At 60.3% G+C, this 21,376-nt stretch carries 26 protein-coding genes and 2 pseudogenes; 17 read left to right on the forward strand and 11 right to left on the reverse strand.

Going from position 1 to position 21,376, the window contains the following annotated elements; translation table 11 throughout:
- Window positions 1–388: 388 nt before the first annotated feature.
- Both E3O60_RS00165 and E3O60_RS00170 read right to left on the reverse strand, forming a co-directional pair.
- On the reverse strand, window positions 389–769 hold the full coding sequence (locus E3O60_RS00165; RefSeq protein ID WP_088458259.1) for a hypothetical protein: 381 nt from the start codon (window positions 767–769) through the stop codon (window positions 389–391).
- Between the two features lie 348 nt (window positions 770–1,117).
- Window positions 1,118–1,753, reverse strand: coding sequence for a response regulator transcription factor (locus tag E3O60_RS00170; RefSeq protein WP_166788927.1), 636 nt, complete (start codon window positions 1,751–1,753; stop codon window positions 1,118–1,120).
- A 635-nt stretch (window positions 1,754–2,388) separates the two neighbouring features.
- Here E3O60_RS00170 and E3O60_RS00175 point away from each other — a divergent pair.
- From E3O60_RS00175 to E3O60_RS00185, 3 genes are all read left to right on the forward strand, one after another.
- Complete coding sequence (locus tag E3O60_RS00175; protein WP_088458256.1) at window positions 2,389–2,949, forward strand: recombinase family protein; 561 nt, start codon at window positions 2,389–2,391, stop codon at window positions 2,947–2,949.
- A gap of 351 nt (window positions 2,950–3,300) precedes the next feature.
- Complete coding sequence (locus E3O60_RS00180; RefSeq protein ID WP_134479512.1) at window positions 3,301–4,938, forward strand: hypothetical protein; 1,638 nt, start codon at window positions 3,301–3,303, stop codon at window positions 4,936–4,938.
- A 451-nt stretch (window positions 4,939–5,389) separates the two neighbouring features.
- Window positions 5,390–6,121 (forward strand): GAF and ANTAR domain-containing protein, encoded by a 732-nt coding sequence (locus tag E3O60_RS00185; RefSeq protein WP_088458254.1) that lies wholly within the window; start codon window positions 5,390–5,392, stop codon window positions 6,119–6,121.
- A 60-nt stretch (window positions 6,122–6,181) separates the two neighbouring features.
- Here the strand turns inward: E3O60_RS00185 and E3O60_RS00190 are convergent, their stop codons facing one another.
- The 5 genes and pseudogenes from E3O60_RS00190 to E3O60_RS00210 form a co-directional block, all read right to left on the reverse strand.
- A complete protein-coding gene (locus E3O60_RS00190; protein ID WP_088458253.1) occupies window positions 6,182–7,003 on the reverse strand; it encodes a DUF6042 family protein in 822 nt (273 codons plus the stop codon).
- A 105-nt stretch (window positions 7,004–7,108) separates the two neighbouring features.
- Window positions 7,109–7,975: a DNA/RNA non-specific endonuclease gene (locus E3O60_RS00195; protein ID WP_088458252.1), complete on the reverse strand. Its 867-nt coding sequence runs from the start codon at window positions 7,973–7,975 to the stop codon at window positions 7,109–7,111.
- A 289-nt stretch (window positions 7,976–8,264) separates the two neighbouring features.
- Window positions 8,265–8,702 carry a DUF4232 domain-containing protein gene (locus E3O60_RS00200; protein WP_240632543.1) on the reverse strand — a complete coding sequence of 146 codons (438 nt, stop codon included), beginning with the start codon at window positions 8,700–8,702 and terminating at the stop codon, window positions 8,265–8,267.
- 456 nt (window positions 8,703–9,158) lie between these two features.
- A pseudogene (locus E3O60_RS00205) lies at window positions 9,159–9,427 on the reverse strand (recombinase family protein); the annotation flags it as partial.
- Between the two features lie 371 nt (window positions 9,428–9,798).
- Window positions 9,799–10,323 carry a hypothetical protein gene (locus E3O60_RS00210; protein ID WP_134479513.1) on the reverse strand — a complete coding sequence of 175 codons (525 nt, stop codon included), beginning with the start codon at window positions 10,321–10,323 and terminating at the stop codon, window positions 9,799–9,801.
- A gap of 250 nt (window positions 10,324–10,573) precedes the next feature.
- Here E3O60_RS00210 and E3O60_RS00215 point away from each other — a divergent pair, with 250 nt between their 5' ends.
- Both E3O60_RS00215 and E3O60_RS00220 read left to right on the forward strand, forming a co-directional pair.
- Window positions 10,574–11,524 carry a hypothetical protein gene (locus tag E3O60_RS00215; protein WP_088458250.1) on the forward strand — a complete coding sequence of 317 codons (951 nt, stop codon included), beginning with the start codon at window positions 10,574–10,576 and terminating at the stop codon, window positions 11,522–11,524.
- Window positions 11,525–12,134: 610 nt separating this feature from the next.
- A complete protein-coding gene (locus E3O60_RS00220) occupies window positions 12,135–12,893 on the forward strand; it encodes a GAF and ANTAR domain-containing protein (RefSeq protein ID WP_088458249.1) in 759 nt (252 codons plus the stop codon).
- Window positions 12,894–13,532: 639 nt separating this feature from the next.
- Here the strand turns inward: E3O60_RS00220 and E3O60_RS00225 are convergent.
- Complete coding sequence (locus E3O60_RS00225; protein ID WP_088458248.1) at window positions 13,533–13,862, reverse strand: hypothetical protein; 330 nt, start codon at window positions 13,860–13,862, stop codon at window positions 13,533–13,535.
- Between the two features lie 246 nt (window positions 13,863–14,108).
- On the opposite strand from E3O60_RS00225, the gene E3O60_RS00230 reads away from it, so the two are divergent.
- The 9 genes from E3O60_RS00230 to E3O60_RS00270 all read left to right on the forward strand — a co-directional run bounded on the left by E3O60_RS00230 (window position 14,109) and on the right by E3O60_RS00270 (window position 18,448).
- Window positions 14,109–14,291 (forward strand): hypothetical protein, encoded by a 183-nt coding sequence (locus tag E3O60_RS00230; RefSeq protein WP_103461360.1) that lies wholly within the window; start codon window positions 14,109–14,111, stop codon window positions 14,289–14,291.
- Between the two features lie 673 nt (window positions 14,292–14,964).
- Complete coding sequence (locus E3O60_RS00235) at window positions 14,965–15,501, forward strand: LPD29 domain-containing protein (protein WP_088458247.1); 537 nt, start codon at window positions 14,965–14,967, stop codon at window positions 15,499–15,501.
- A gap of 16 nt (window positions 15,502–15,517) precedes the next feature.
- Window positions 15,518–15,817, forward strand: a complete 300-nt coding sequence (locus E3O60_RS00240; RefSeq protein WP_174776204.1) for a hypothetical protein — start codon at window positions 15,518–15,520, stop codon at window positions 15,815–15,817.
- Between the two features lie 9 nt (window positions 15,818–15,826).
- On the forward strand, window positions 15,827–16,036 hold the full coding sequence (locus E3O60_RS00245; protein ID WP_088458246.1) for a ribonuclease PH: 210 nt from the start codon (window positions 15,827–15,829) through the stop codon (window positions 16,034–16,036).
- The gene (locus E3O60_RS00250; protein WP_134479514.1) at window positions 16,033–16,404 is read left to right on the forward strand and encodes a hypothetical protein; all 372 of its coding nucleotides are present in this window, start codon (window positions 16,033–16,035) and stop codon (window positions 16,402–16,404) included. The genes E3O60_RS00245 and E3O60_RS00250 overlap by 4 nt, the downstream gene beginning before the upstream one ends.
- A 20-nt stretch (window positions 16,405–16,424) precedes the next feature.
- Window positions 16,425–16,802, forward strand: a complete 378-nt coding sequence (locus E3O60_RS00255; RefSeq protein WP_121678521.1) for a hypothetical protein — start codon at window positions 16,425–16,427, stop codon at window positions 16,800–16,802.
- Between the two features lie 17 nt (window positions 16,803–16,819).
- Window positions 16,820–17,221 (forward strand): hypothetical protein, encoded by a 402-nt coding sequence (locus tag E3O60_RS00260; RefSeq protein WP_088458243.1) that lies wholly within the window; start codon window positions 16,820–16,822, stop codon window positions 17,219–17,221.
- A gap of 19 nt (window positions 17,222–17,240) precedes the next feature.
- Window positions 17,241–17,726 carry a hypothetical protein gene (locus E3O60_RS00265; protein WP_088458242.1) on the forward strand — a complete coding sequence of 162 codons (486 nt, stop codon included), beginning with the start codon at window positions 17,241–17,243 and terminating at the stop codon, window positions 17,724–17,726.
- 206 nt (window positions 17,727–17,932) lie between these two features.
- Entirely contained in the window at window positions 17,933–18,448 is a 516-nt protein-coding gene (locus E3O60_RS00270) for a DUF4232 domain-containing protein (protein ID WP_088458241.1), read from the forward strand.
- A gap of 256 nt (window positions 18,449–18,704) precedes the next feature.
- Here E3O60_RS00270 and E3O60_RS00275 read toward each other — a convergent pair whose 3' ends face one another.
- Entirely contained in the window at window positions 18,705–19,094 is a 390-nt protein-coding gene (locus E3O60_RS00275; RefSeq protein WP_134479516.1) for a hypothetical protein, read from the reverse strand.
- Between the two features lie 329 nt (window positions 19,095–19,423).
- Window positions 19,424–19,552 (reverse strand): hypothetical protein, encoded by a 129-nt coding sequence (locus tag E3O60_RS18950; RefSeq protein WP_255416818.1) that lies wholly within the window; start codon window positions 19,550–19,552, stop codon window positions 19,424–19,426.
- 12 nt (window positions 19,553–19,564) lie between these two features.
- Between E3O60_RS18950 and E3O60_RS19030 the strand changes: the two are divergent.
- The 3 genes and pseudogenes from E3O60_RS19030 to E3O60_RS00285 form a co-directional block, all read left to right on the forward strand.
- Window positions 19,565–19,675 (forward strand): annotated as a pseudogene (locus E3O60_RS19030) (DNA/RNA non-specific endonuclease); the annotation flags it as partial.
- A gap of 121 nt (window positions 19,676–19,796) precedes the next feature.
- Window positions 19,797–19,973, forward strand: a complete 177-nt coding sequence (locus E3O60_RS18765; RefSeq protein ID WP_240632537.1) for a hypothetical protein — start codon at window positions 19,797–19,799, stop codon at window positions 19,971–19,973.
- Between the two features lie 114 nt (window positions 19,974–20,087).
- Window positions 20,088–20,294 (forward strand): ANTAR domain-containing protein, encoded by a 207-nt coding sequence (locus E3O60_RS00285; RefSeq protein ID WP_165791186.1) that lies wholly within the window; start codon window positions 20,088–20,090, stop codon window positions 20,292–20,294.
- A 508-nt stretch (window positions 20,295–20,802) separates the two neighbouring features.
- On the opposite strand, the gene E3O60_RS00290 is transcribed toward E3O60_RS00285, so the two are convergent.
- Window positions 20,803–21,354 (reverse strand): MarR family winged helix-turn-helix transcriptional regulator, encoded by a 552-nt coding sequence (locus tag E3O60_RS00290; RefSeq protein ID WP_088458238.1) that lies wholly within the window; start codon window positions 21,352–21,354, stop codon window positions 20,803–20,805.
- Between the last annotated feature and the right edge of the window lie 22 nt (window positions 21,355–21,376).

The raw sequence follows: 21,376 nt of genomic DNA on the forward strand, positions 1-21,376 counted from the left end.
ACCGCCGACGATCTGGCTCGCGTCGCAGCGAAACTCAACCGCCGGCCCCGACCCACCCTCGGCCTCGAAACCCCAGCCAACCGGCTAGCCCAGCTGCTCGCAGCAGCACAAACCACCGGCGTTGCTTAGACCGCTTGACTTTGCCAAGTAGGTTCTTCCCCCAAATCACAGATCGCGAGTTTGCGGTCCTGATCAGGAATAATCCCATTGCCACAAAGTCCCATCAAGCCCCCCTTCGAGCGGCTTTCGGCACCGCGAACTGAGGTATACGGTTGGGCTGCAGAGCCAGATCCTGATGGCGCTCGCACTGGCGTACGAGACCGTCCGGGGGCTTGCCCAATGTGTCCAGGTGATCTGAGCGAACCGGATTCGACCGGGCGTGATGGCTTCAGCTCATGCCAGCACTATCAACCTCGCCCCGATCAACACCGCCATCCGTCGCCTCGGCGTGATCTGCCACAATCACCTCAGGATTTGGACCGAGCTCGACACCAGGCATCCTGGTCTGCACGAGCATTTTTCGAACCCACTCGCTCACCAGTGGGTTCGCCATCAGTTGCGCCATCAGCTTGACGGCGAACGCAGCGAGGGTCACGGCCGCGTTCACCGAAGCGAACACCCATCCGGGTACTGCCGAGTTGAATGGAGGCTCAGAGATGAACGCCTGAATAGTGAGCAACACGGCATTGACTGTGGGTAGCACCATCAGCAGAACCGCCGCAGGTTTTTGCCAGATCGACGTCGTTCCGGTGCCATTCAGGGGTGACATGCGTGCTCCTCGGTTTGTGCTGAAACTTGAGCGGCTGGTCGCTGAATTCGCGCTAAGGGCGTTGGGTGGGAGATCCCGCACTTGACGGTCCGCTCGCCCAATAAATACCTGTGCATCTGGCCCTCCAGCTCGCAGGCACCCGCGGGAATGCGGATGTCGTTGGCTGTGGGAACTGAATATATTCGGGGCGAAGACGGGGCTGAATCGCACCGTGGGTCATGATTTCTTGGGCCATTCGGTTCATGCGTGCCAGCTGTCAAGGTCGGCGCCGACGGAAGTGCGGACCCCCGGCTCGGCTAAACCAGTGTCCTTCGACACGGGCAATCGCTCGTCCGAATCTGTGGCATTTCAACCCAACTGCACGAGACCCAGAGCGACCCCGCGCCGAAGAGCATCCACTCTCGAATTGACAGAAAGCTTCACGTAGATATTGGCGACATGGCGTTTAGCCGTGGCTGTCGAGACGCTGAGAATCCGAGCAATCTCTTTGTTCTGCTTGCCTTCGGAAAGCAGTTCGAGGACCTCAATCTCTCGCCGTGACAGCAGTGATGATCCAGGCGCATGTGACGACGCAGAGCCACGCTGTTGCGTATTCTGACGACGCCTAGAGTGCGGTACCGCCGCCACTTTCGCCCACAACCCCGTCAAGGTCTCAGACTTCGAGACCAAACTCCATGCACCGGCCGGCGCCTCGCTGTCCGGCTGCAAATCCGACAGAACGACAACCCGCGTAGATGGTGAATACTGTGCCACCGTCGCAATCACGAGGTTCAGTGGAGGTCCCGGAGCGTCAACGTCGACAACGAGCACTTGCGGCTGGTGCACTCTGCTCAGAATGACGGCGTCGTTTCCATCCGATCCCACACCGAGGACCTCGATATCAGCATCCGCTGGAATGGATTGAGCCAGCGCTTCCGCTACCAAACGGCTATTGCTGACAACAACGACTCGAACCGTGCCACTTCCATCGCGCAACGGTTGCATGTGAGTCGCGGACACGTATGTGTTGGCAGAACCGCGGACAACTGTGTGGTGACGTGAGAGCGCCTTGGCCCGAGTCTTGATTATCCGTTCGGTCCTGCCCTCCTTGGCTCCGTCGCCAACGATCTGGACCGCCCCCATTAGTCTCCTTGCGCATCGCTATCGACCCCCCAAACACCCGTGCCAAATCAAGGATGTGCGCCGCGAAACGGCGCTATGCCAAGACTAAAATCACCTCAGCGACACGACATGCCACACGCGATGCATCTCTCATGGCTCAAAAGGTGCACGGTCAACTTGGTCCACCTTGGCGGTCGAGGACCACCGCCAAAGCGTCGCCACAGGCATGTGTGAGGCCCTCTTCGTTGCCTTCCCCGACGTGCGCTGGTACAACAGCGCACTGAGCGAAAACAGCGGGCCACTCTTCCAGAGCATCCACGCCAAGCACCCGGAACGCCGCTACCCCGTCATTGCCACTCCGAACGGCAGGTACCCTGTCAGTGTCAGAGTGGGGTAGACCCCAACTAGGCGTCAGACACCGTCAATGTTGGGTGTCTGAATAGGGTTCCATTTGGATTGTTTGACAGTGCCTGTTGCTGGGTCCTAGAGTTCAACCGGACAGATTAGGTAGGAGGCCCATGACCGGCCAACGCGTGGGATATGTGCGAGTCAGCACCCTAGATCAGAACAGCGTCCGTCAGCTTGATGGCGTTGACGTTGACCGGGTCTTCGCGGATAGGGCGTCGGGGAAGGACCTGCACCGGCCCGAGCTGGAGGAACTGATCAAGTTCGTCCGAGACGGCGATACCGTGCTCGTGCACTCCATGGACCGACTGGCCCGTAACCTGGATGATCTGCGTTCGATCGTGCGCCGGCTTACGGCGAAGAAAGTGCGGGTCGAGTTCGTGAAAGAGCAACTGGCCTTCACTGGGGACGACAATGCCATGGCGAACTTGCTTCTGAACGTGATGGGGGCTTTCGCGGAGTTCGAGCGGTCGCTGATCCGTGAACGCCAACGTGAGGGTATTGCTCTGGCAAAGACTCGTGGGGTCTACCAGGGCCGTACGCGATCACTCGACGCTGCTCGTGCCGCTGAGCTGCGGGAAAAGGCCGCCGCTGGCGTACCGAAAGCTGCTCTCGCACGTGAATTCGGGATCAGCCGGGAAACTGTCTATGCCTACCTGCGCTCCAACGCGTAGTTTGTGGTCTACTCGCCAGGATGACAACCAAGATCAGGACCAATGCAGCGACAGCCATCGCGGTGATGCGGTTCACCCGACCATGGAAGTAACGCGATGAGTTGGCAGGGCAATCTTGAGTTACTCTTGTCCTCTGACAGAGCGTTCAAGCCCCCTCTTAGATTGGATGAATGTCTTCGTGAGGTGGATGCGTGGCTCCTCTCCGGCACGTCCCCGGCTCAATGGATGCGCAACGCGCGAAGCATCAGTGAGGAGCTCGAAGACACATGCGCGCATGTAGGACGAAGGCTTCGACGAGTTGTCAATCCGTTCATGGGAGCGGCACGAAGGGAAATTTCGACAATCGCGCGCGTGCGCAATCCGTCCCAACTAGCCCGCTCAGTAGCCCGCGAGAAGCTACAACGGTTTTCATTAGAGCTAGCGTCAGACGGAGCGATTCGTGCGGCACTTGGTGACCTCCTCGATGCCGCGGAGGGGCAGACGACGTTGGAGGATGCGCAACAACTCGAGCACAGCTTACGTGCCTGCATCGCGATCCGGAGCCCTGACTTCGAACCTGATCTTCGCCCCATTAAAAGCGCGTTAGGCGGTTCAATTACCGGACCTCACAGCCACCGGGTCGACGGATTTACACATCAGTACGCGGCGCAAAGCCGGGCGGTGATTGAAAAGGCCGTGGAAGACCTTCTCGCGGTTCCGCGCAAGGGGCATTGTGTCGTTTGGATCGAATACGAGTTCGCGCTCGTCGATGACGCGCCGCTTGAAATGGGAGACGTGACGCTCTACGACTCTTACATGTTCATTCCTCAGGCTCGCAAAGACGACGGTATCGAGTTCCCGCACCGCGAAGAACTAAGGCAAGTTCTCAAAACAGGAGTCGAGTGGTGGCCAGGCGACGGCGCAACGATTCAATCGGACATTTACAGCGATCCAAACAGCTACGCGGTCGCGCGGGTCGACCTCGGAGTCAGAGCGGTGCGCGGCGCCAGCGAAGCGGCCGACATCCGGATGGATCTGATTCTTGCGCTCGCGACCGCGAATACAGGGAGCACCCGTTGGGTGTCGACAGGCGCAACTGTGGAGCTCGTCGACGGTCGAGTCGAGGGGCGCTCAGGGATATCGGCGCGTCGAAAGCCGACTGTCTCTCGCTACGGCATGGGGCTGACTGCGAAACAACTACCGCGCACTCCGCGAGACCTGTCTGTGGCTATCGGTACCCGCCCGATTCCGTACGAGATCACCGAGGCCGTACGACTCATCTCAGAGTCGGGTTTCGAGTCCGGCTATGAGAACACTTTCGGCACCACGCGCAGCAGGCACGCTCGGACCGCTGTCGGTCTTCGCAATCATGCGGTGGAACACATTGCCGCCTGGGGCGAACTCGGCGTAAGCGAACTGGACTGCGGTCTCTCGCGCAATTGGGCCTATCTCGATTGGCGGGCCGAACTCGGCAATACGGTCGTGTATTTGTTCCGACGAAACTGGGAGACGGCTCAAGTCAAAACCTTGTTGCCGAAGGTCTACCCACATGGGTTCGGAACAACGAAGTTCGAACGGGTGCATGCAAACGCACCAGAAATTCTTGCGATGTGCGATGTCCCAATGCAGAAGCAACGTCTGAAATCGCTCATGAGCGGGCTCGATTCAGAAGCTCACTTCCACCGCGCGGAACGACATTTTCAGCAGGGGATCGACCTCGAACTGAAGCGTTTGAGGCGCGTTCGCAATGCATTGGTTCACGGCAACCCGGTCCGGACTAGCATGATCGACTCCGTAGTCTCGATAGCTGAGCGTCGAAGCAGCGATGCGCTCGACCTCGCAATAGATGCGTTCTCAAAAGACATTCCGCTGAGTCAACGGTTGCGTGAAATTGAGAGTGAAGCTGTCGATCGAGATGCTCGGCTCGAGCGGGGACAGACACTGCTAGAGATCTGGGCAGAAACCGACGTGGCTCGCGGGCCCGAACAGCCCGACTACTCGCTGTACTAGTGAATGGGGGAGTCACATCTCGCTACAGTGCCCGGCGGCGACCTCGCATTAGCTGAAGTTAGGCGTCCCGGCTCGAGCGGCTGACTTGAGGAAGTCAGCAATCTAGTACGCCTCGTTCTGTCTCGAAAAAGACCCTCCCGGGACCTTGAGGCAGAAACTCCAATGAGACGATTTTCTGGGACGCTCGGCACGACGAAGAACTCGCGGGAAACTAGAGCATGGTTGGGCCGGGCTGACGTCTTATGAAGCTGTAGGTTTCCGAGACATGGTGTTTACGGAATTTTCACAAGCATTATCTTCGTTGTGCTCGAGGTTGTTGGCGCCGTAGAGCGCCGGGGGAGCGGTGAAGAGCTGCTTCCGCTGGCCTGGCGGGTAGAAGACGTGCGCGCGACGAGCACGGTTGAGCGAACTGGGAGGTGCGGGAATGCGGTGTGCGTTGTAGCTTATAGAAATGTTTGCAAATGAGGGGGAGAGCTTCGTTGAGGTGTTCGTAGCTATCGCGGACACCTTGCAGACGGGCCATGACGTGATCGACACGATGGACGTTTTGGTTCGGGGGTGCACGATGTTCACGGCTGCTATTGCCGCGGGTATCCTCCTGGCCGATAGCAGTGACGTCCTGCATGTTGCAGCGTCCAGTAGTGAGCGGGCCAGCGATGTGGAAGAGGAACAGCTCGGCGCCCACGAGGGTCCGTGTCTGGATGCATACCGGTCGGGAGCCACGATTGAAGTTCCCAGCGTCGCCGACGCTCGAGGGACCTGGCCGGCCTTCAGCGCTATCGCTGAGGCCCGCGGATATCGGGCTGTTCACTCGGTTCCGATACGGTTTGGTTCGCAGAGGTTGGGCGCGTTGAATCTGTTCTTGGCAGAGCCCGGCGGATTGAGCGGCCGCGATGCAGAATTGGCTGAGGCGATGGCCCTGTATGCCGCGAACAGTGTTGAGCAGCACAGGAAGCTCCATAGCCACATCGCCGTTCGGGACCAGATGAAAGTAATGCTTGAGGATCGAGTACTCATCGAGCAAGCCAAAGGCGCCCTCGCCCAGCGTTACGGTGTGCCCATGGATGAGGCGTTTGGTCTGCTGCGGGCCGAGGCCCGCAGAATGCATGCGAGTCTGCGCGATACCGCAGCAAAAATCGTTGTTCGGACGCTCGGTGATGGCCAGCAAAAAATGATCAGCTAGCTGTACCGCCCAGGGAATGAGTTTGGGGGTGCTTGGCGTGATTTGGGGTCATTCCGGCGCCTATTTGTCTTCGCTGGGCGGATTGTTGAATCGCACCGGAAGGCGGGATACGTAGAACGCTTCCCAGTTCACGTTGACGTTGAAAGGGTCATCCGCAGCGGCTCGGAGGGGGTCACGGGTGATCGTGAAATCTCCCTCATCGATGAGGATGACCAGGGCTTCACGGATGGACTGTGGATCGGCCCCCAGCTTGTGGGCGAGCTCTTCTATTGTTGTCGACAACGAGTTGATCGAGTAGGGCTGTTCTGGTTTGAAGAGCGCAATAATCTGCTGGGACATTTCTTGGTGTAATTGGTTCCAGCGAAGCTGTGCCTCCGTCTCGCGGCGTGGTTCGGTCAGGGGCAGGACTTCCTCCGGCAGGGGAGCGGCCGGATTGATGGAATACTGGCCATCGGCCAGGACTGTCACCTGTGCGGCAGTCATGAAGTCCAGCAGGTCGGCCAGAGTGCGAATAGCTGCCAGGCCCAGGTGCGAGCTAAAGACCTCGAGCTCGGCAATCTCTTCTATCCGAGTCGCTTGGGCCTGGGCGTTGACGACCTCAGCGCTACGGCGGGTTCCGTCACTGACGAGGGGGATGCCCTCGGAGTTTTCATCGAGCTGGCGAAGTTCTTCGTCCGTGAATTCCAGCGGAGGTTCCCAGACATCCGAGGTGAGACCTTCAGCCGTGTCGACGTTGCCTCTTAGTTCTTCGTCTATTTCAGTGGGCGACGCGGCTCCCTCCGTCGCAAGGTACGACAGAACCGCGATGGAGGAACTCGGAAGAAACCGTTGCCACCCGCTCTGGACGTAGACGAGGGTAAAGAGTGTCCAGGTGTCTCTCATTCCGAAAGAGTAGCTGCCCAGTTCCGGTTCGGGAACTTTCCGATCCTCTTTGCCCTCTGCTCGAGTCGGTAGGGGCGAGCGTAATGCGCCGCCACACCAGGTCCCCTAAAGGTGGATTCCTGACTCGTCCGAGAGCTCGACCCAGAGCCCACGGTCACCAGTGTCATTCCGCACGGCTAGGATCGGCGCCAAAACGTCAGCGTCGGCGAAGGTCATCAGGTCAAGGCCGGTCAGGCCGGCGATATCCATAATGGGCACTTGATATGTGCGGTACGGGCCAAGTGGGGGAGGAGTGCCAGCGATGAGCGCTTGTGAGCGAAGAGCGTCGAGATCAAGATCGGCCAGCTGCGGCCTTTGATCCAAGACGAACCCAGCGGCTTGAAGAACAGTGGCAGCATCAACCGTTGTCGTCCACGCCGCGACCTTCCAGAAAAGTTGAGGGATCCTGACACCGCGATACACCGGATCTTCTTCGAAGAGCACGGGTGCGGTGAAGACGCTGATGCGGTTCTTGTTGGTGTGTGCGTAGGTGAGGACGTGATCTTCGAGGCCGAGCCAGAGCTCTTTCGATTGGTTGAACGCCCCGGCTTGCGGGGCGGCATTGGTGTAGGCGAAGGTATCAGCGTTGGCCTGCTGGGCGGTTGCGGCGTCGCCCCAGACCGGGTCTCGGCGCCGGACGAGGTGCCCGCGGTCCAGGTCGTTCTTCGCGTAGACGGCCTCCCCAGTCTGTTCATTGTTGGGGATGCGGGGGTCGAGGTGCCAGTCATCACCGCGGTCGACGTCGATGAGTTGGTCGCCGTTGATGTTGACACCGGTGGCGATAGCAAGGCGCCGGACGGGATCCAGAAGGATGGTGAAGTGTGTGTAGGGCAGTTCGCGAGTGATGGTTCCCGCGGACGGTGTGGGAAGCTGCAGCGGCAAGTCGAGGAAATTGTCGTCGTACCCAGTAGGAGAGAATATCGCAGCGTCCATGCCCACAGCTAAGCAGCCGCAATCGACATGTGAGCGACGACAAGGTGTCGCATAACTAACGATGAGTGCCGAAAACCACTCCGGAGGTTGTGCGACCTAGTTATAAGACTCGGCCCGTCGCTAGATCCAGGCGATTTCAGAAGAAGCCCACATCACGGCTTTGAGACCTCCTATATCTCTAGGGTTTTGATACACCCAGTGCCCTCCACCGGCTCAGCCCGCCTAGCTGAAGTCTTGTCTCGTTGGTTCCGCTCTGACAAGTATGTGACCGACACGTGGCGCTTTTAGATCAGAAGAGACTGGTCGCGCTGATCCACGACACATTGTATGTAGCGGGTGTGTTGCACACGGTGACGGGACTTTCCAGCGTTATAGTCCGCGACGAATCCCAGTTGGGTGGACTCACTTTGGCCACATCGGCGACGGCGGTGGCACAGTCGTACGCTCCGGCATTGCTGAAATGGATGGTGCTGTAAGCAGACGCCCCAGGAGCGAGTTGCACCACCTCCGGCATGCCGCTGTCCGCCGCGCGCTTCCCAACGACCGCCCCCGTAGCGCTGTCCGCGAGGTTGAAGATGGAAGGCGCTCCCTCAACCAAACAGGCGTCGCCGCTGGTGTTAGTAAACGTAATCTCGGAGAAGAACGAACCGGCTCCGCTGGCCATCGGCTGCGCGGCGATAGAAATACCCAGGTTGTCTCCGTCGCACTCAGCGACTCCGACGGGCATCGGCGTCACATCCGGATCGTTTGCGGGGACCGAGGCTTCGCCGCTGGGCTCGGACTTCCCAGGATCAGGCGCTACGGGCGAAGGGGAAGCCGAAGGGTAACCGGTACTAGTGGGCGACGGGGTTGAAGACGCTGCCTCTCCGCTCTCCTGGCCAGCGCAGCCAGTCAAGAAGAATATGACGGCAATTCCGGAGCAGAGTGCACAAAGTTTCTTCATGATTTTCCTCGGATTGTCGTGATGTCAGTTGATGTATGTACCTGCGGTGTACGACTGCCGGGGCGGCGGCCTCGGGCGTTGGGTCTAAAGGTACGAGTCCGTCTGTGCAGAGCCTGGCAGCGGCGGTTTCAAACGGTGGAAGCAACAGGGGCTTTTCCTTCTTCGAGACTAGCTCGCCGAGCAGATCGGCTGGGGTGCCGCGGTTGAGAGTTTTGCGGGGCCGCTCGTTAAGTTCAGTGGCCGCACGCTGGCCTCTGCCAGCTCGGCCGATATGTCGCGCGCATTCGGCACCGACCGGGCGAGCCGATCGAGCTTGGTCACTACCAGGGTGTCACCCGACCTGCACGCAGCGAGGGCGCGCGCCAGGCCCGGACACGGTCACGGTTGGTGCCTGAGCGGCCCTGATCGACGTACACGCGCTCTGGCGCGACTCCCAGGCCCGTGAGGGCGTTGCGTTGCACTGTGAGGTCCTGCGCGTCCGTGGAGACGCGGGCGTAGCCGATGAGCATTGTCGGACCTGGTCAGGGGAGGCATCCGTTCAATGCTCAGCAACAACTGCAGTCGCAGGTGACAGCGCATTGCGCGGCACAACGCCTTTTCCTTTTTGTCGTCATTCTCCCGTAATGCACGTACCGAAAAAGGAAAAAAGTAGTGTCGGGTCCGACGGCGACCTTTGAAGGTGTACTCCTCCGACTCGGTGGGGGAGACATCTGATAGCCACCATTGCCACCATCATTGCCACTCATGAAACTGGACGGATCTTCAACTAGTTCTACGCTGCCCCCTCTTCTGACCATTGGAACCGCGCTTCAATGTACGCCGCGTCCGGAGAAGGATCCCCTATCGGGCAGCCGATGGGGCAACGCTTGCACGGTCACGACTACGAGAGTCGAGCTGCGTTGCGGGTGACAAGAGTCTTTCCCGTCCCAAGCTCGACATACATACGCACGCGGCCAACAGAGCTCCGCCTTTTTGCTTTTGTCACGCGCACAAGCGCTACGGCGTCCTGCAGCTCCGCGTACCACGTCGTGGATTCGCCGGGTTCGATCCATACGGGCAGTGCTGTGTTAAACGCTCCCGGATCGTTGTAGCCAACGCTGGGTAGCCCCTTGGCCTGGTGGAACCCGTAACGCACAACTTTTGTCCGTTGTCGCCCCACATTCGTCACCTCGACCGCTAGGACATCGGGGCCCGCCCACCCTTGGCTGCGCATCGACCCCATGTCACGAAGTCGGCCGTTCTTTTCGACATTGGCGGTTACAGCGCTGCCGCGCCCGAGCACTCCGCTTTTGAGGGTCACCCGAACACGTGCACCGTTCATCAACCAAATTGCTATTTGCCATCCCAGAGAAAGTCCGCTGACTATCAAGCTCAGCGAGGCTATAAAGACTGCGGTAAAGGTCATAGCTGCAGGTTATGGCCACCCCCCGGCACATGGAGAAACCAGGCCCTCGCGGAAGTTCGGCGCTGGCTGCCGTGAAAACCTGAACGGCTGCCGGTTGTGCTGGTAACCAGGTCGGGAAGCCCTCACACCCGGAGTTCCGACTAGGAGATGTCGGCGACGGGCTTTTGCACTCGCATTCGCTAACATGCAGATATCAGCTGGATAGCATCTCCTCACATAGGGGTGTCTCAAGTGGTAAGAGTTCTAAACCGTGCTGGTAACCAGCGCGGTGATTATGGGCCATGATGGGCTGATGAGCATCCCGCAGACAGCAGCCAGCACGACGCTGAACCCCTTCCAGGGTTCTGCGCCTCTGGGCGCGCCTGCTCGGGAGGAATACGTTAAGACAATGCTCGCGCGCACCACCCGGACGGCTGTGCCGATCCGGAGTGCGTTTGTGCAGCGCTTGGCAAAGGACGCTAACGCCTCGGGGGAGCGAGGTTCGATGTTGGCGAAAATTGTCAAGACGAGGAGCGCAGTCCACCTAGACGCTTTCCTGTTCATCCATGCGATCGCGTCCAGCAGGGCGCCATACAAAGCCACTTACCCATCTCAGACCTGGGTCCGCGCACTCGGCCTGGACCAGGGAACGGGAGGGGGCACGGATGACGGGCTAGAAGCCGCCCAATCATCCTGGTCCAAGGTCGTCCGTCGCTTGGTCGACCAGGGCCTCATCCGCCGAGAACGGGAAGGGCGACAAATGTCCTACATCCTCCTGGATGAGTCCGGACACGGCTCCGAGTATGTCCGTCCCACGTCAGACAAGGTGCACGGCACATGGTTCTCCATCCCTCACGCGTACTGGTTGGAGGGGCACTACATGACCATGACGTTCCCCGCCAAGGTCATGCTGCTCATAGCTCTGTCGATGAAATCAACGTTCACTTTGCCCTTTGAACGTGTGCCGAAGTGGTACGGGATTTCGCAGAGCACCGCCAAGAGGGGCTTCGCTGAACTGACCAAGAAGGGCATCCTGTCTCACACGATCCAATGGAGAATCGAGCCGACTTCACCTGTGGGTTACGCCGAGATGCGGAGCTACGAGCTTCAAGGCGGGTGGTCTACGGCTTCCCGCAAAGCGGCCTCCACTCGGCCCACTGATGCCGTCCTATTTACGGTCCCCGCCACTAATAGTGGCGACGAAAAGTCGGTAGGAGAGTGATGGTCGAAACTGGGCGCGAGAACTCGCGGAACCCAGCGGAACTCACTCACTGCCGCCCAAGAGCTGAGGATAGAGACACTCCGGGTCTCCTTCCTTGTGGCAAGAAAAAAGCCCAGTCCCGTTACAGCGGTACTGAGCTTGTTCTTGCCTCCCAGATGGAAGAGCGCGGGATTCTACAGATCCCAGTGGTTTCAACTGGAACTGTACGCGGAAGTGAGTACGTGTGCAAGCTCATCAGAGCCCGCGCGTATGCCACCCGCACCCGCCTCGACCATCCTTCGTATTCGCCGGAGTTATCGAAGGACGGTGAATCCTATGACATGCACTTGTGCCTGCCACGGGGTCACAAAGAGCGAAGCAGGAAGGTGGGTAAGGATGGCGATTTCTATCGCTGTCACCCTCGCTAACCTGATTCGGCTGTTTGTGGGCTGAGTAAGTGCGGGGCTCCAGCAATCGGCTGGGGCCCCGCTTAATTTCCGCGGCACGAGGCGCGACCGTCAAAAAGTAAGCGTCGAGCTGCAAAATCTCGCTGGCCCATCCCCTATCGGACAAGCATGACGGTGTGCAACCCCTTTGCGGCCGGTGTGATCGCGCTCTAATCTCTGGGTGCATGGTCTCCTCACAACGCGAAGTTGATCTTGCAGACGTTTTTGTGCTCCTCGCCGACTCACTAAGCGCGGGCCACGACGTCGTTGACACCATGGACATCCTCGTCCAGGCCAGCACCGAATTCACCGCGGCGACAGACGCCGGAATTCTTCTGGCCGACAGCGGTGGCGTTCTTCACATTGTGGCGTCTTCGAACGAGCGTACGAGCGAGGTCGAAGAGGCCCAGCTTGGTTACAATGAAGGCCCATGTCTGGACTGCTTCGCTTCCGGGGAACCTGTAGAGGTTTCTGATCTCTCTGAAGAGGCCGGACGGTGGCCTCAGTTTGTTGCGATTGCCTTGTCGCGGGGATTCGATGCGGCGCATTCTTTCCCCTTGCGCCTGCGCGGTCACACTTTCGGGAGCCTTGACCTTTTTAGTTCCGCCCGCGAACCGTTCAGCGACCAAGACGCAGCCTTGGCGTTGGCCTTGGCTCAAGTGGCAACGATCAGCCTCGTCCAGTACCAAATCATCCACAATCAAGGCACAGTGAACGGACAATTACAGCAAGCGCTGAAGAGCAGGATACTCATCGAGCAAGCTAAGGGTGTTTTGGCGCAGCGCCACGGGGTGCCCATCGATGAAGCCTTCTCCTTGCTCCGCACCTACGCGCGCACCAGCAGCTCCAAGCTGCACGACATCGCTGATGGTGTCGTACATCATGGGCTCTCGTTCCAGGCGGAACGATTAAGACGACCGCTCGAGCGCCCTCGCCTGAAATAGAAATCCAGGGCTGCTTGCCTTGCGGCCGGCACGTCGGTCGGCTCCGTCGTCGGGTCAGTAAACGTACGTTGACCGATCCCCTACCGGTCACCGAATTGAGAGCTGCCGGGCACTACGTCCATCTCCAAAAGCTTCGCAACCTCAGAGGTTGCCATGCAGCGGTCCCGCCCTTCCCCAAGCCAGGTGTTGCTTAGCGTGCCGTCCCAAGATGAGGCGTGCACAACCAGGCGTTGTCCAGCGAAAGGGCCCGTGGCCGGACCGTAGACGAACGTGCGATCGGGCGGTGCCGGGTTGTCCTCGCCGTATCGCGCCCCACGCTCATCGACAAATGCGTATCCCAGTGCCATGGCTCACACCCTAAACCGGACCGCGAACACGTCGCGGGCTGCTGGCTCCAAGGAGCGCGCATAGGGAAACCGTGCCAGCATCCCTCATCGGTCACGATCACGTCTGCCGATGGTGTGAGTGGGGGCCGCTCCACTGGCGCCCTATTCAGGCGAAGAGACAGGGTGGAATCTCCCAACCCGAAAGTACCCAGCAAACTCACGGTAAGCTTTCAGGGGAAGTCCAGATTCAGAATCTAACTACAAGCGCAGAGTGGGAGGGGGGAAGGCGATGCGCGTCACAATTTTACTGGACCTAGACGGCCAACCCGCCGCGTTCGACGGCCGAAGCCCACACCCACGCGCGGTGCAGCCCGCGGTGTTCCCACTCGACGTAGACGGCGCGTTGGGTCCACGCCAGGGCGCGGCCCTGGACGTGCGCAGACATTGCGGGGGATCGCACCCACGCCAGAACGGGAATGGGCTCGGTGACCACAATTGCCGGCAGTCGGCCCAGCTCCTCCGCGGTGAGGCTGAACGGCCGAGCGGTGAACTCCTCGTACTCGGGCTCAACCTGTTTCAGGGTGTCGGCCTGCACGGGGGGTGCCGGTTGCGGGCCACTCGGGTATCTCTTGTTCGCTCCCATGCCGCAATTCCATTCGAATGTGTGTTCGATTCAGGGCACAATGTCCCAACGGACTCCAGCCCCGGCCCGGGGAACCGCATAGACGTACTGGCAGGACCGCCGACGGCGACAGGCCCCCTGCCGCGCATGTCCAGAAAGGAAGTGCCGATAGTACCTAGTAGCACGACCGCTTAAAGCACAGAGACCCCGTGAGGGGCCTGTGTCCGATAAACCTCCCCAAGAGGCAAACCAGAAAGAAGAAACACCATGACCGTAGCACCCGAACTGCTGCCCACATCTCCCGCATTCAGCGCAAGCATGCAGTTCTCACCCTCCGGGATGAAGATTGCAGGCGGGGGAGTGTTGGGCGCAACCTTGCTCCTGTGCGTGATCTCCGGCGTCCTGAGCTGGGACCAGGCCCTGACCGTTCTGGACTTGCTCCTCCCGTAGCAAGCTTGGGGAGTGGCCCTGTCGCTCTCCAAGCCCTCCAACGGTGGCCGGCGCCCTCGACTACTTAGCGGGCCTGACGTACGGCACCAGGTGATCCGCGGGGATCGCAGCTCGCAGTTGCTCGACTGCAGCCCAACTGTCAGGCGCTTCGACAGTGGCCGGCGTTGACTCAGCCGCGTCCCGTGGGCGGTGTGCCAGGTCCCAGTTCATCCCCCATTATCCGCCCACCAGATGGGCCGATCGGGAGCTAGACCAGGCGCACCAGGTCACACGAGGGACACCGCCAGAACGCGCTTGCCGGTGACCCGGTGGTCACCATCGGCACTAGGCACCGCTCGCAGTTCGGGGGAGCGCCCAAGGAGTCCGGTTCCATGCCGGCAGCATAGCCAACCTGCCGAGACCCGTTCTCGAGACGGGGAAATGCGGCGGTCTCGGTGCCCCGGTATGCAGGCCGGCGCACGGTGGCCTTTTTGCTTTTTCGTCTGGGGGATTGTTCACTTCGCGCTGCCGGCGTCAAGCCGTCGTCGCAGTTTCGGCAAAACTTTTCTCCCCCGCTGCGCTCCTCCAAAAACTTTGGCCTGCCAACCGCTCCTTGTGGCTTGACCCCGACAGCACTCCCGTGAGGGCGGAAGACCGCCGAAAAGGCAAAGAAACGTTGAGGGAGATAGAGAACATGATCGAATACATCACCACCAAGGACACTGCCAAGTTGGTTCGCGCCGCATTGAAGAACGCGTTTCCCGGAGTGAAGTTCAGTGTTCGGATGAGCACCGGCACCGCGGCCGCGTGGATGAACGTGAGCTACAGTGACGGACCCACCGAGCTTGAAGTAAAGGAAGTCACCAGCCAGTTTCAGGGCCGCAGCTTCAACGGGATGACCGACAGCTACGACGACAGCGGAACAGCGCTGATCGCGGGCGAGGGTGAAGAGATGCCCCGTGAGGTGCGCTACTGCTGTGACGGAATCCTCAGCCACCGCGAATACACCGCCGCCGGATACCGCGCAGCGCAGCACCTCATTAGGACCGAGAGCGACCACCGGGACCTAGTTCTGTTTACCCCCGAGGGCGAGCCGATCGACAGCGCAACGTTGCCCGATGGGCTGTACGTCGCGGGCCGTTACCTCGACTACCTCTACAGCCCCAAGCAGGTTGCCCAAGCAATCCTCCACCGCGTAAACCTCTGCACCGTCACCACACCCGTCCGATAGACCAGGAGAACCAGACATGCCCACAATCACCATCGACTCAGTTCCCGTCGTTGTATTTGTTGACGTTTTCGAGGAAGCCGACCTAGCCCGCGACCTGGGGCCGCGGTTAACCTGTGGCGAGGTCGAGGCCCTGTCAAACTTGCTCCGCGCAGTGGGCGCAACCGCCGCCGCCGACTACTGGATCGAGGCGCACGCCGCCACCGACGAGGAGGGGGACAGCCACTGCCGACCCGCCGAAGCTACGCCCGTCGAGGTCTTGGACATTGACCAAGAGAATCTGTCTAGTGACCTGGACTTGTTTAGTCAAGGTCACTAGACTAGAGTCATGAACAAACGCGCGGTACTCAAAAAAATCAGGGATGCGGCCAAAGCTCGCGGCCTTGACTATCGAGAGGTCGAGCTGACTAACCACACCGGCATCGTGGTTGGAGAAACGCGAAGCACCATCGGGCGACATTCCGAAGTTGCGGAAGGAACCGCCCGCGCGTTTTACAAGCAGTTCGAGAAGGAACTAGGGAAGGGGTGGTGGCGGTGACGTACACATCACAGGCACACAAGGAGGGCCGCTGGTGGGTCGTGCAAAACGACCAGGTGCCCGGCGCGATCTCGCAGGTAACCAGGCTCGACCAGGCGGCCGAAGCGCAGCGGGAAGCAATCGCGTTTGTTGAAGATGTTTCGGCGGACTCGATAGAGGTTCTGGTGCGCGTGTCGATCAGCCCGGAAATCGACCGGGAAGTGCAGGAGGCTAGCGCGCTGCGCGAGGAAGCGCAGGAGCGCGAACAGCGCGCGTCCGAGCTGCGCCGCGGCGTCGCGCGCCGCCTAGAGGCGGACGGTTACACCATCCGCGACATTGGCGTGGTGTTGGGCGTTTCGTATCAGCGCGTGCACCAGCTCACCCACTAGACCAACGACCAGGAGACCCAATGTCAGTAAACGAAGAAGGCCGACAGACAGAAATTGCGGACGAGCTGGCCGAAGCAGCCAAGACGCTGGCACACTCGACGCGCACAGTTCCGCGCCCCTCAGATTCTTACGAGCTGCTGGGTAGTCTCCAAGCCGCCCAGGAGTCGCTAGCCCAGGTCTACGCGCAGTTGGCAGGGTGGCACGGCGCAGCGGTAGACGGCACGCACTACAACGGCGAGGACGACCACGGCACCCCCGGACTTCCCGCAGTCGGCGCCGACGGGCAAGCCACCGGGCTGCTCAACCTGGCGGCGGCATCCGCTGCAACAACGGCCGACCTGGTCGCCAAGGCTCACGCAGCTAACGCCGTCGTGCGTTGGTTCGATGAAGTGAAATAAGAAGAGGAAGCACGACCATGACGACACCCCGCACGATAGAAGCAACCGCATCCCATGAGGACAAATGGTGGGAAATCTCCTTCCAGGATGATGACCTAGACACCGTGACTTCTACGCGCAACATCAACGACGTAGAGGCCACGGCCACCGACGCGGCCGCGCTCTGGCTTGACGTCAATCCCGCCACGATCGCAGTCCGCGTAACCTACGCGCTCCCCGAGGCCTACCGCTCCACCTGGGAGAGCGCCCAAGCTAAGACTGTGGCCGGCGAGGACGAAGCGGAAGCGGCGCAGATGCGCCGCACCGTGATTGCCAATCTCCTCGCAGACGGATACACACTCGAAGAAGCCGGCAAAATTCTAGGACTATCCAAGGGCCGAATTCACCAGCTCGCGACCGTCCCCACACCCATCGCCTAACCAAGCGCGCAGCGAGAAAATGAAAGCCACGGAGGTAGAGCGGTTCGGGTCGCACGTCGTCAAGGGCCCTGCCACCGATGACTGTTGGATATGGACAGGCGCGATCGCTGATGACGGCTACGGCCGATTCTGGACCAAGGACGGCGACGACCAGAAGGTCTATCGGCCGCAGCGTTTCACTTACCAACTCGACACCGGAAAAGCGCTCCCGTCGTCGGTGCTGCTGCCGCACTCCTGCGACGTGCCTATCTGCGTGCACACCGTCAGAGACGCGGCAGAGTCGTACCTATCCGAGGACACCAACAAAACGAACATGCTCGACCGGGCGCAGAAAAACCGCCACGCTAACCGGTGGCCAGCATGGCAGTTCAATGGTCTTGCGCGAGAGGAAGGCGCGCAGCGCTCCCGCGATCTTCGAGACGTGATCCTCACCCACGGGTGGGACCCTGAGCGGATGAGCGCCGCTCTCGCCGGGGTAGAAGAAACGCACCCGCGCCTGTTCTAACCGTAAAGCCCGGCCCGGAGCCCAACGCCGCTCGGCTTGGGCGCCCCGGGGAAGCTGGGCGTGTGCTGAGGGTCTGAGAGACGAGGTGTTCCCCCTCATTTCTTTCGCTGATCAGCCGTACAGTGCTGGTAGGCAACTTGATAGGGGGGATTCAAGTGAACGGTCGACCTTGTCGATCCACCAGCGCACGGGCCGCCGTGACAGCGATGATCATTCTGGGGGCACTAGCGGGCTGTTCGCCGACCGTGCCCGATGAAAGCCTGGCAACGTCGGCACCGGTGGTAGGCACCACAGCCGGAGGCTGCGAGTTCGCTGCCACCCGTAAAGCATTCGACCCTGAGCACCCTCAAAACACAGCCCTGTCTTACGTGAAGCTAGCCAACACCGGCACCACTGACTGCGAAGTGTCCGGCTTTCCCGATGTAGCCCTGCTCGATGCCAACGGGAACGTTGTCGGCGACCCAGCCGTGGAACGAACCACGGTCCCGGCTCGGACGCTCACCGTAAAACCGAAGCAGGCCGCCTACGTCATACTCAAAGTCGCTGGCCAAAATCTCTACCAGGACTGTCCGTTGCTCGGAGCGGCAACACTGCGGATCCGCCTGCCTCAAAGTAGCGAAGACATCCATGTTGATGTGGCTGATCTCAACATCTGTGATGGTGCAACCTCCAGGTGGCTGGTGTACAACCTCGCCGCCAGCCCGGATAATCCTCATTCCTAACCGAAGCGGATCGACCCCACCTATACATGAGCTGTGCGATGAACCCGCTTCGCACGAGTGACGAGCCTGACCGGGGAATGGCGTCCGTTTGGAGATCCTCTATCGGACGCCGAAGGTGCAGACCGAGAGTGGCGGGGCCACTGCGGACACCGATAGCTTGTCATCCAGTAGGAGCCACAAAGGGGGCATCTCATCCCGTGGCGGGGCGCGCGTGCGAGCAACGTGCGGCGGGCGGCGTGATGGCGAGCCGCATCGGTTAAGAAAGCGGGTTGTCCGGGCTGGCCGCGATGTTGTACCCCAGCCAGTTGGAGGTGGCGTCATCGCAGATGTTGAGAGAGACAGCCGTTCCTCGGGCCAGGCGCTCTGCCTGAGCGTGATGCTTGGCGTGGTGCTCCGCTGTTCCAATGATGATTGACCAAGGCGAGCCGTCAAGCCCCGACAACATGGCCGCGTTTTGCCAGACGTATAGCCACAGGCCGCACATGGCCTCGTCGGCCGCGGCCGGGGACTTCAGGTAGTGATTGCAGATCGCAAACGTCGGAACACACAACTGATCGTAAATCAGGCCGAACGCAGCCTGACTGCCCGAAGCCATGCTCAGCATCAGCTTCTGCTGATCGGATGCCTCGGACAATGCCGTCACCACACTATGCCGCCTCGAACGCCAGAATCGGATATCACCGCGCTACACAGAGGACCTCCGCCGCTGGCATGCACGGGCTCACGGCAGGCGAGGGGCCAAAGCTTGTGGCCGGTCGATCTGCACCCGATGCCGGTTGAGTCGCTATGCCCACAGCACTCGCCGCCGGCACAATCCGGCCCCACTCTTGCCGCAGAACCCACACCCCTTAGAGGGACGTGACCCGACTGCAACTGATTTACCATCGACATGAACGGTGCAGTATTTCCTCCTGCTGGATACAAACCGAATTCCTCCAGTTTCCTCTGACGCTGCCGGAATTTACTGGCTGCGCCTCAATGCGGGCACTGCCCTGCACCCAACTCACCGTACTCCTGGGCCCGCTGCGGGCCCTCGCGATCGCCACTGGCATCAACATCAACGGTGATCAGTTCGTTGATGTCGATCAGGGCAATAACTGACATCTAGACCCGCGTATCCCGGCCGACAAACAGCTTGAAAAGGCCACCTATGCCAGGGACGACCTCGACCGCGGCTATCTCGCCCGGCACCAACACCCGGTCCGGGGCGTCGCCGCAACAGCCAGGCCAGCTAACACCGACACCGTCGCCTACACGAACACCGCCCCGCAGTCCGGGGCGTTCAACCTGTCGAAATCGCCGGCACTCCCCGCCGCTTGGACGGTTCCGGATGTTCCAAAGGCCCATCATGGATATCGTCGGCCTCACCGAACTCGACCTGGCCGATCTGTCCGACCCAGACGCTCTGGCGCAAATTGCGAACACTCGGGACGACGCAGGCCGTCGAGACGACTGGGTCAAGCTCCACGACGCAACAGGAATCCACTTCAAATCCGCAACAGCCAGTTCGGTTGCCGACGAGTGAGGGCTATCGCCGTCGTTACAGATTCGTTTTATGCATCTTGACCCATTCGAGGGGAGCAGCCCAGAATATAGGCGAACCTCATTACCCGAAACGAGGCGGAGAGCTAGGCGCGACGTGACCATCGAAAACCCGCAACAGATCAGGCGATTCGAGAGCTGGTACAACCCACAGGTGCATCAGGCAACCGGGGTGATCATCGCTCAAACCAACGCAAACCCTGACCAAGCGCTGCGATGTCTCGTGAGGCATGCTAAATCCACGGGGGTTTCAGTTGATGCCGTGGCCGCGGACGTTATCGCCGGCAAAATCACTTTCACCTAACGTCCTCGGATAGCCCGGTGCGTAGGGGACTGCCCCGAGTTCAGTTGACTCAAAGGGTTAGTGGTTTCAGGCGGCTTTGAGGGCCACGTATATTGCCTCAAACTCGATCGGTGAGCTTACCGAGGCCAGATCCACCCGTTGTCATGTTCGCGCCGGCCTCCCAGGGAGAATTGCCGTTAGGTCCGGTGGCCTCGAGATACCGTGTCCCTATGCGGGACAACAAAGCGAACGCCGCTCTGATGCGACAACGGATTCGGACCTGATCGAGCGAGGCCTTGGCCACTGTCTCCCCGCCTTCTATGAGGCGGCGGGCGTTTCCAATCTGGCTGTCTATGACGATCCGCGGGCGACCGCCCATATCCTTCCTGGAGTTGCGGCGATTGGTGGTCGAATCCAGTATGACTGTGGCGGCTTTAGTGGGACCCACCCGGGCAATCTAAACGGGACTCACTTCGACGTTTTTGGGGAGTCTGGGGCGATTTAGGCCGGACCCACCCCTACGGTTTCCTCACCGGTCGGGATCCTTGGTGGGTTGTGGGTGAGGCGTGGGTGGTTCTTGTGGGCTGTTGATTCGGGCGGCAGTGGTGGCTGTGATGTAGCTTTCCATCGTTTCAGTCAGATCCCCGAGCATGCCCTCGAATATCCCGAGAAGCTCGGTGGAGTGTTTTGCCAACACGTCAGCGATCCGATCACCCAGCGGCTGGAAGAAGTCGTCGGCGATGGCCTGGACACCGGATGTGGAGTGGAGCGTCACGATGCGCCGATCGGCGTGGACTCGGCTGCGGAGTACGTGGCCGGCCAGCTCTAGACGGTTGATGAGTGTTGAGGTGGCTCCGGGGGTGAGGCCGATTTTTTCACTCAGTCTTGCCGGGGACAGCGCCGCGCCGCGTTCCTCCGCTGCGAGGATCTCAATCAGGGCAGTGGCGTCAGTGGAATGAAGGCCTTCGTTTGCCGCGAACTGGCGTGCGAGCTCCGAGTAGGTGGCACCGTAGGCGCGCAGCGCCTCATTGAGGCGTTCGCTCTGCTGAGGGAACCCGGCGTGCGGGACGGAGTTACCCATGAGGCCACCTTTCGTTAGGTTT

This window comes from Cryobacterium sp. TMB1-7 (genome assembly GCF_004402435.1).
Taxonomy (GTDB): Bacteria; Actinomycetota; Actinomycetes; order Actinomycetales; family Microbacteriaceae; genus Cryobacterium; species Cryobacterium zongtaii.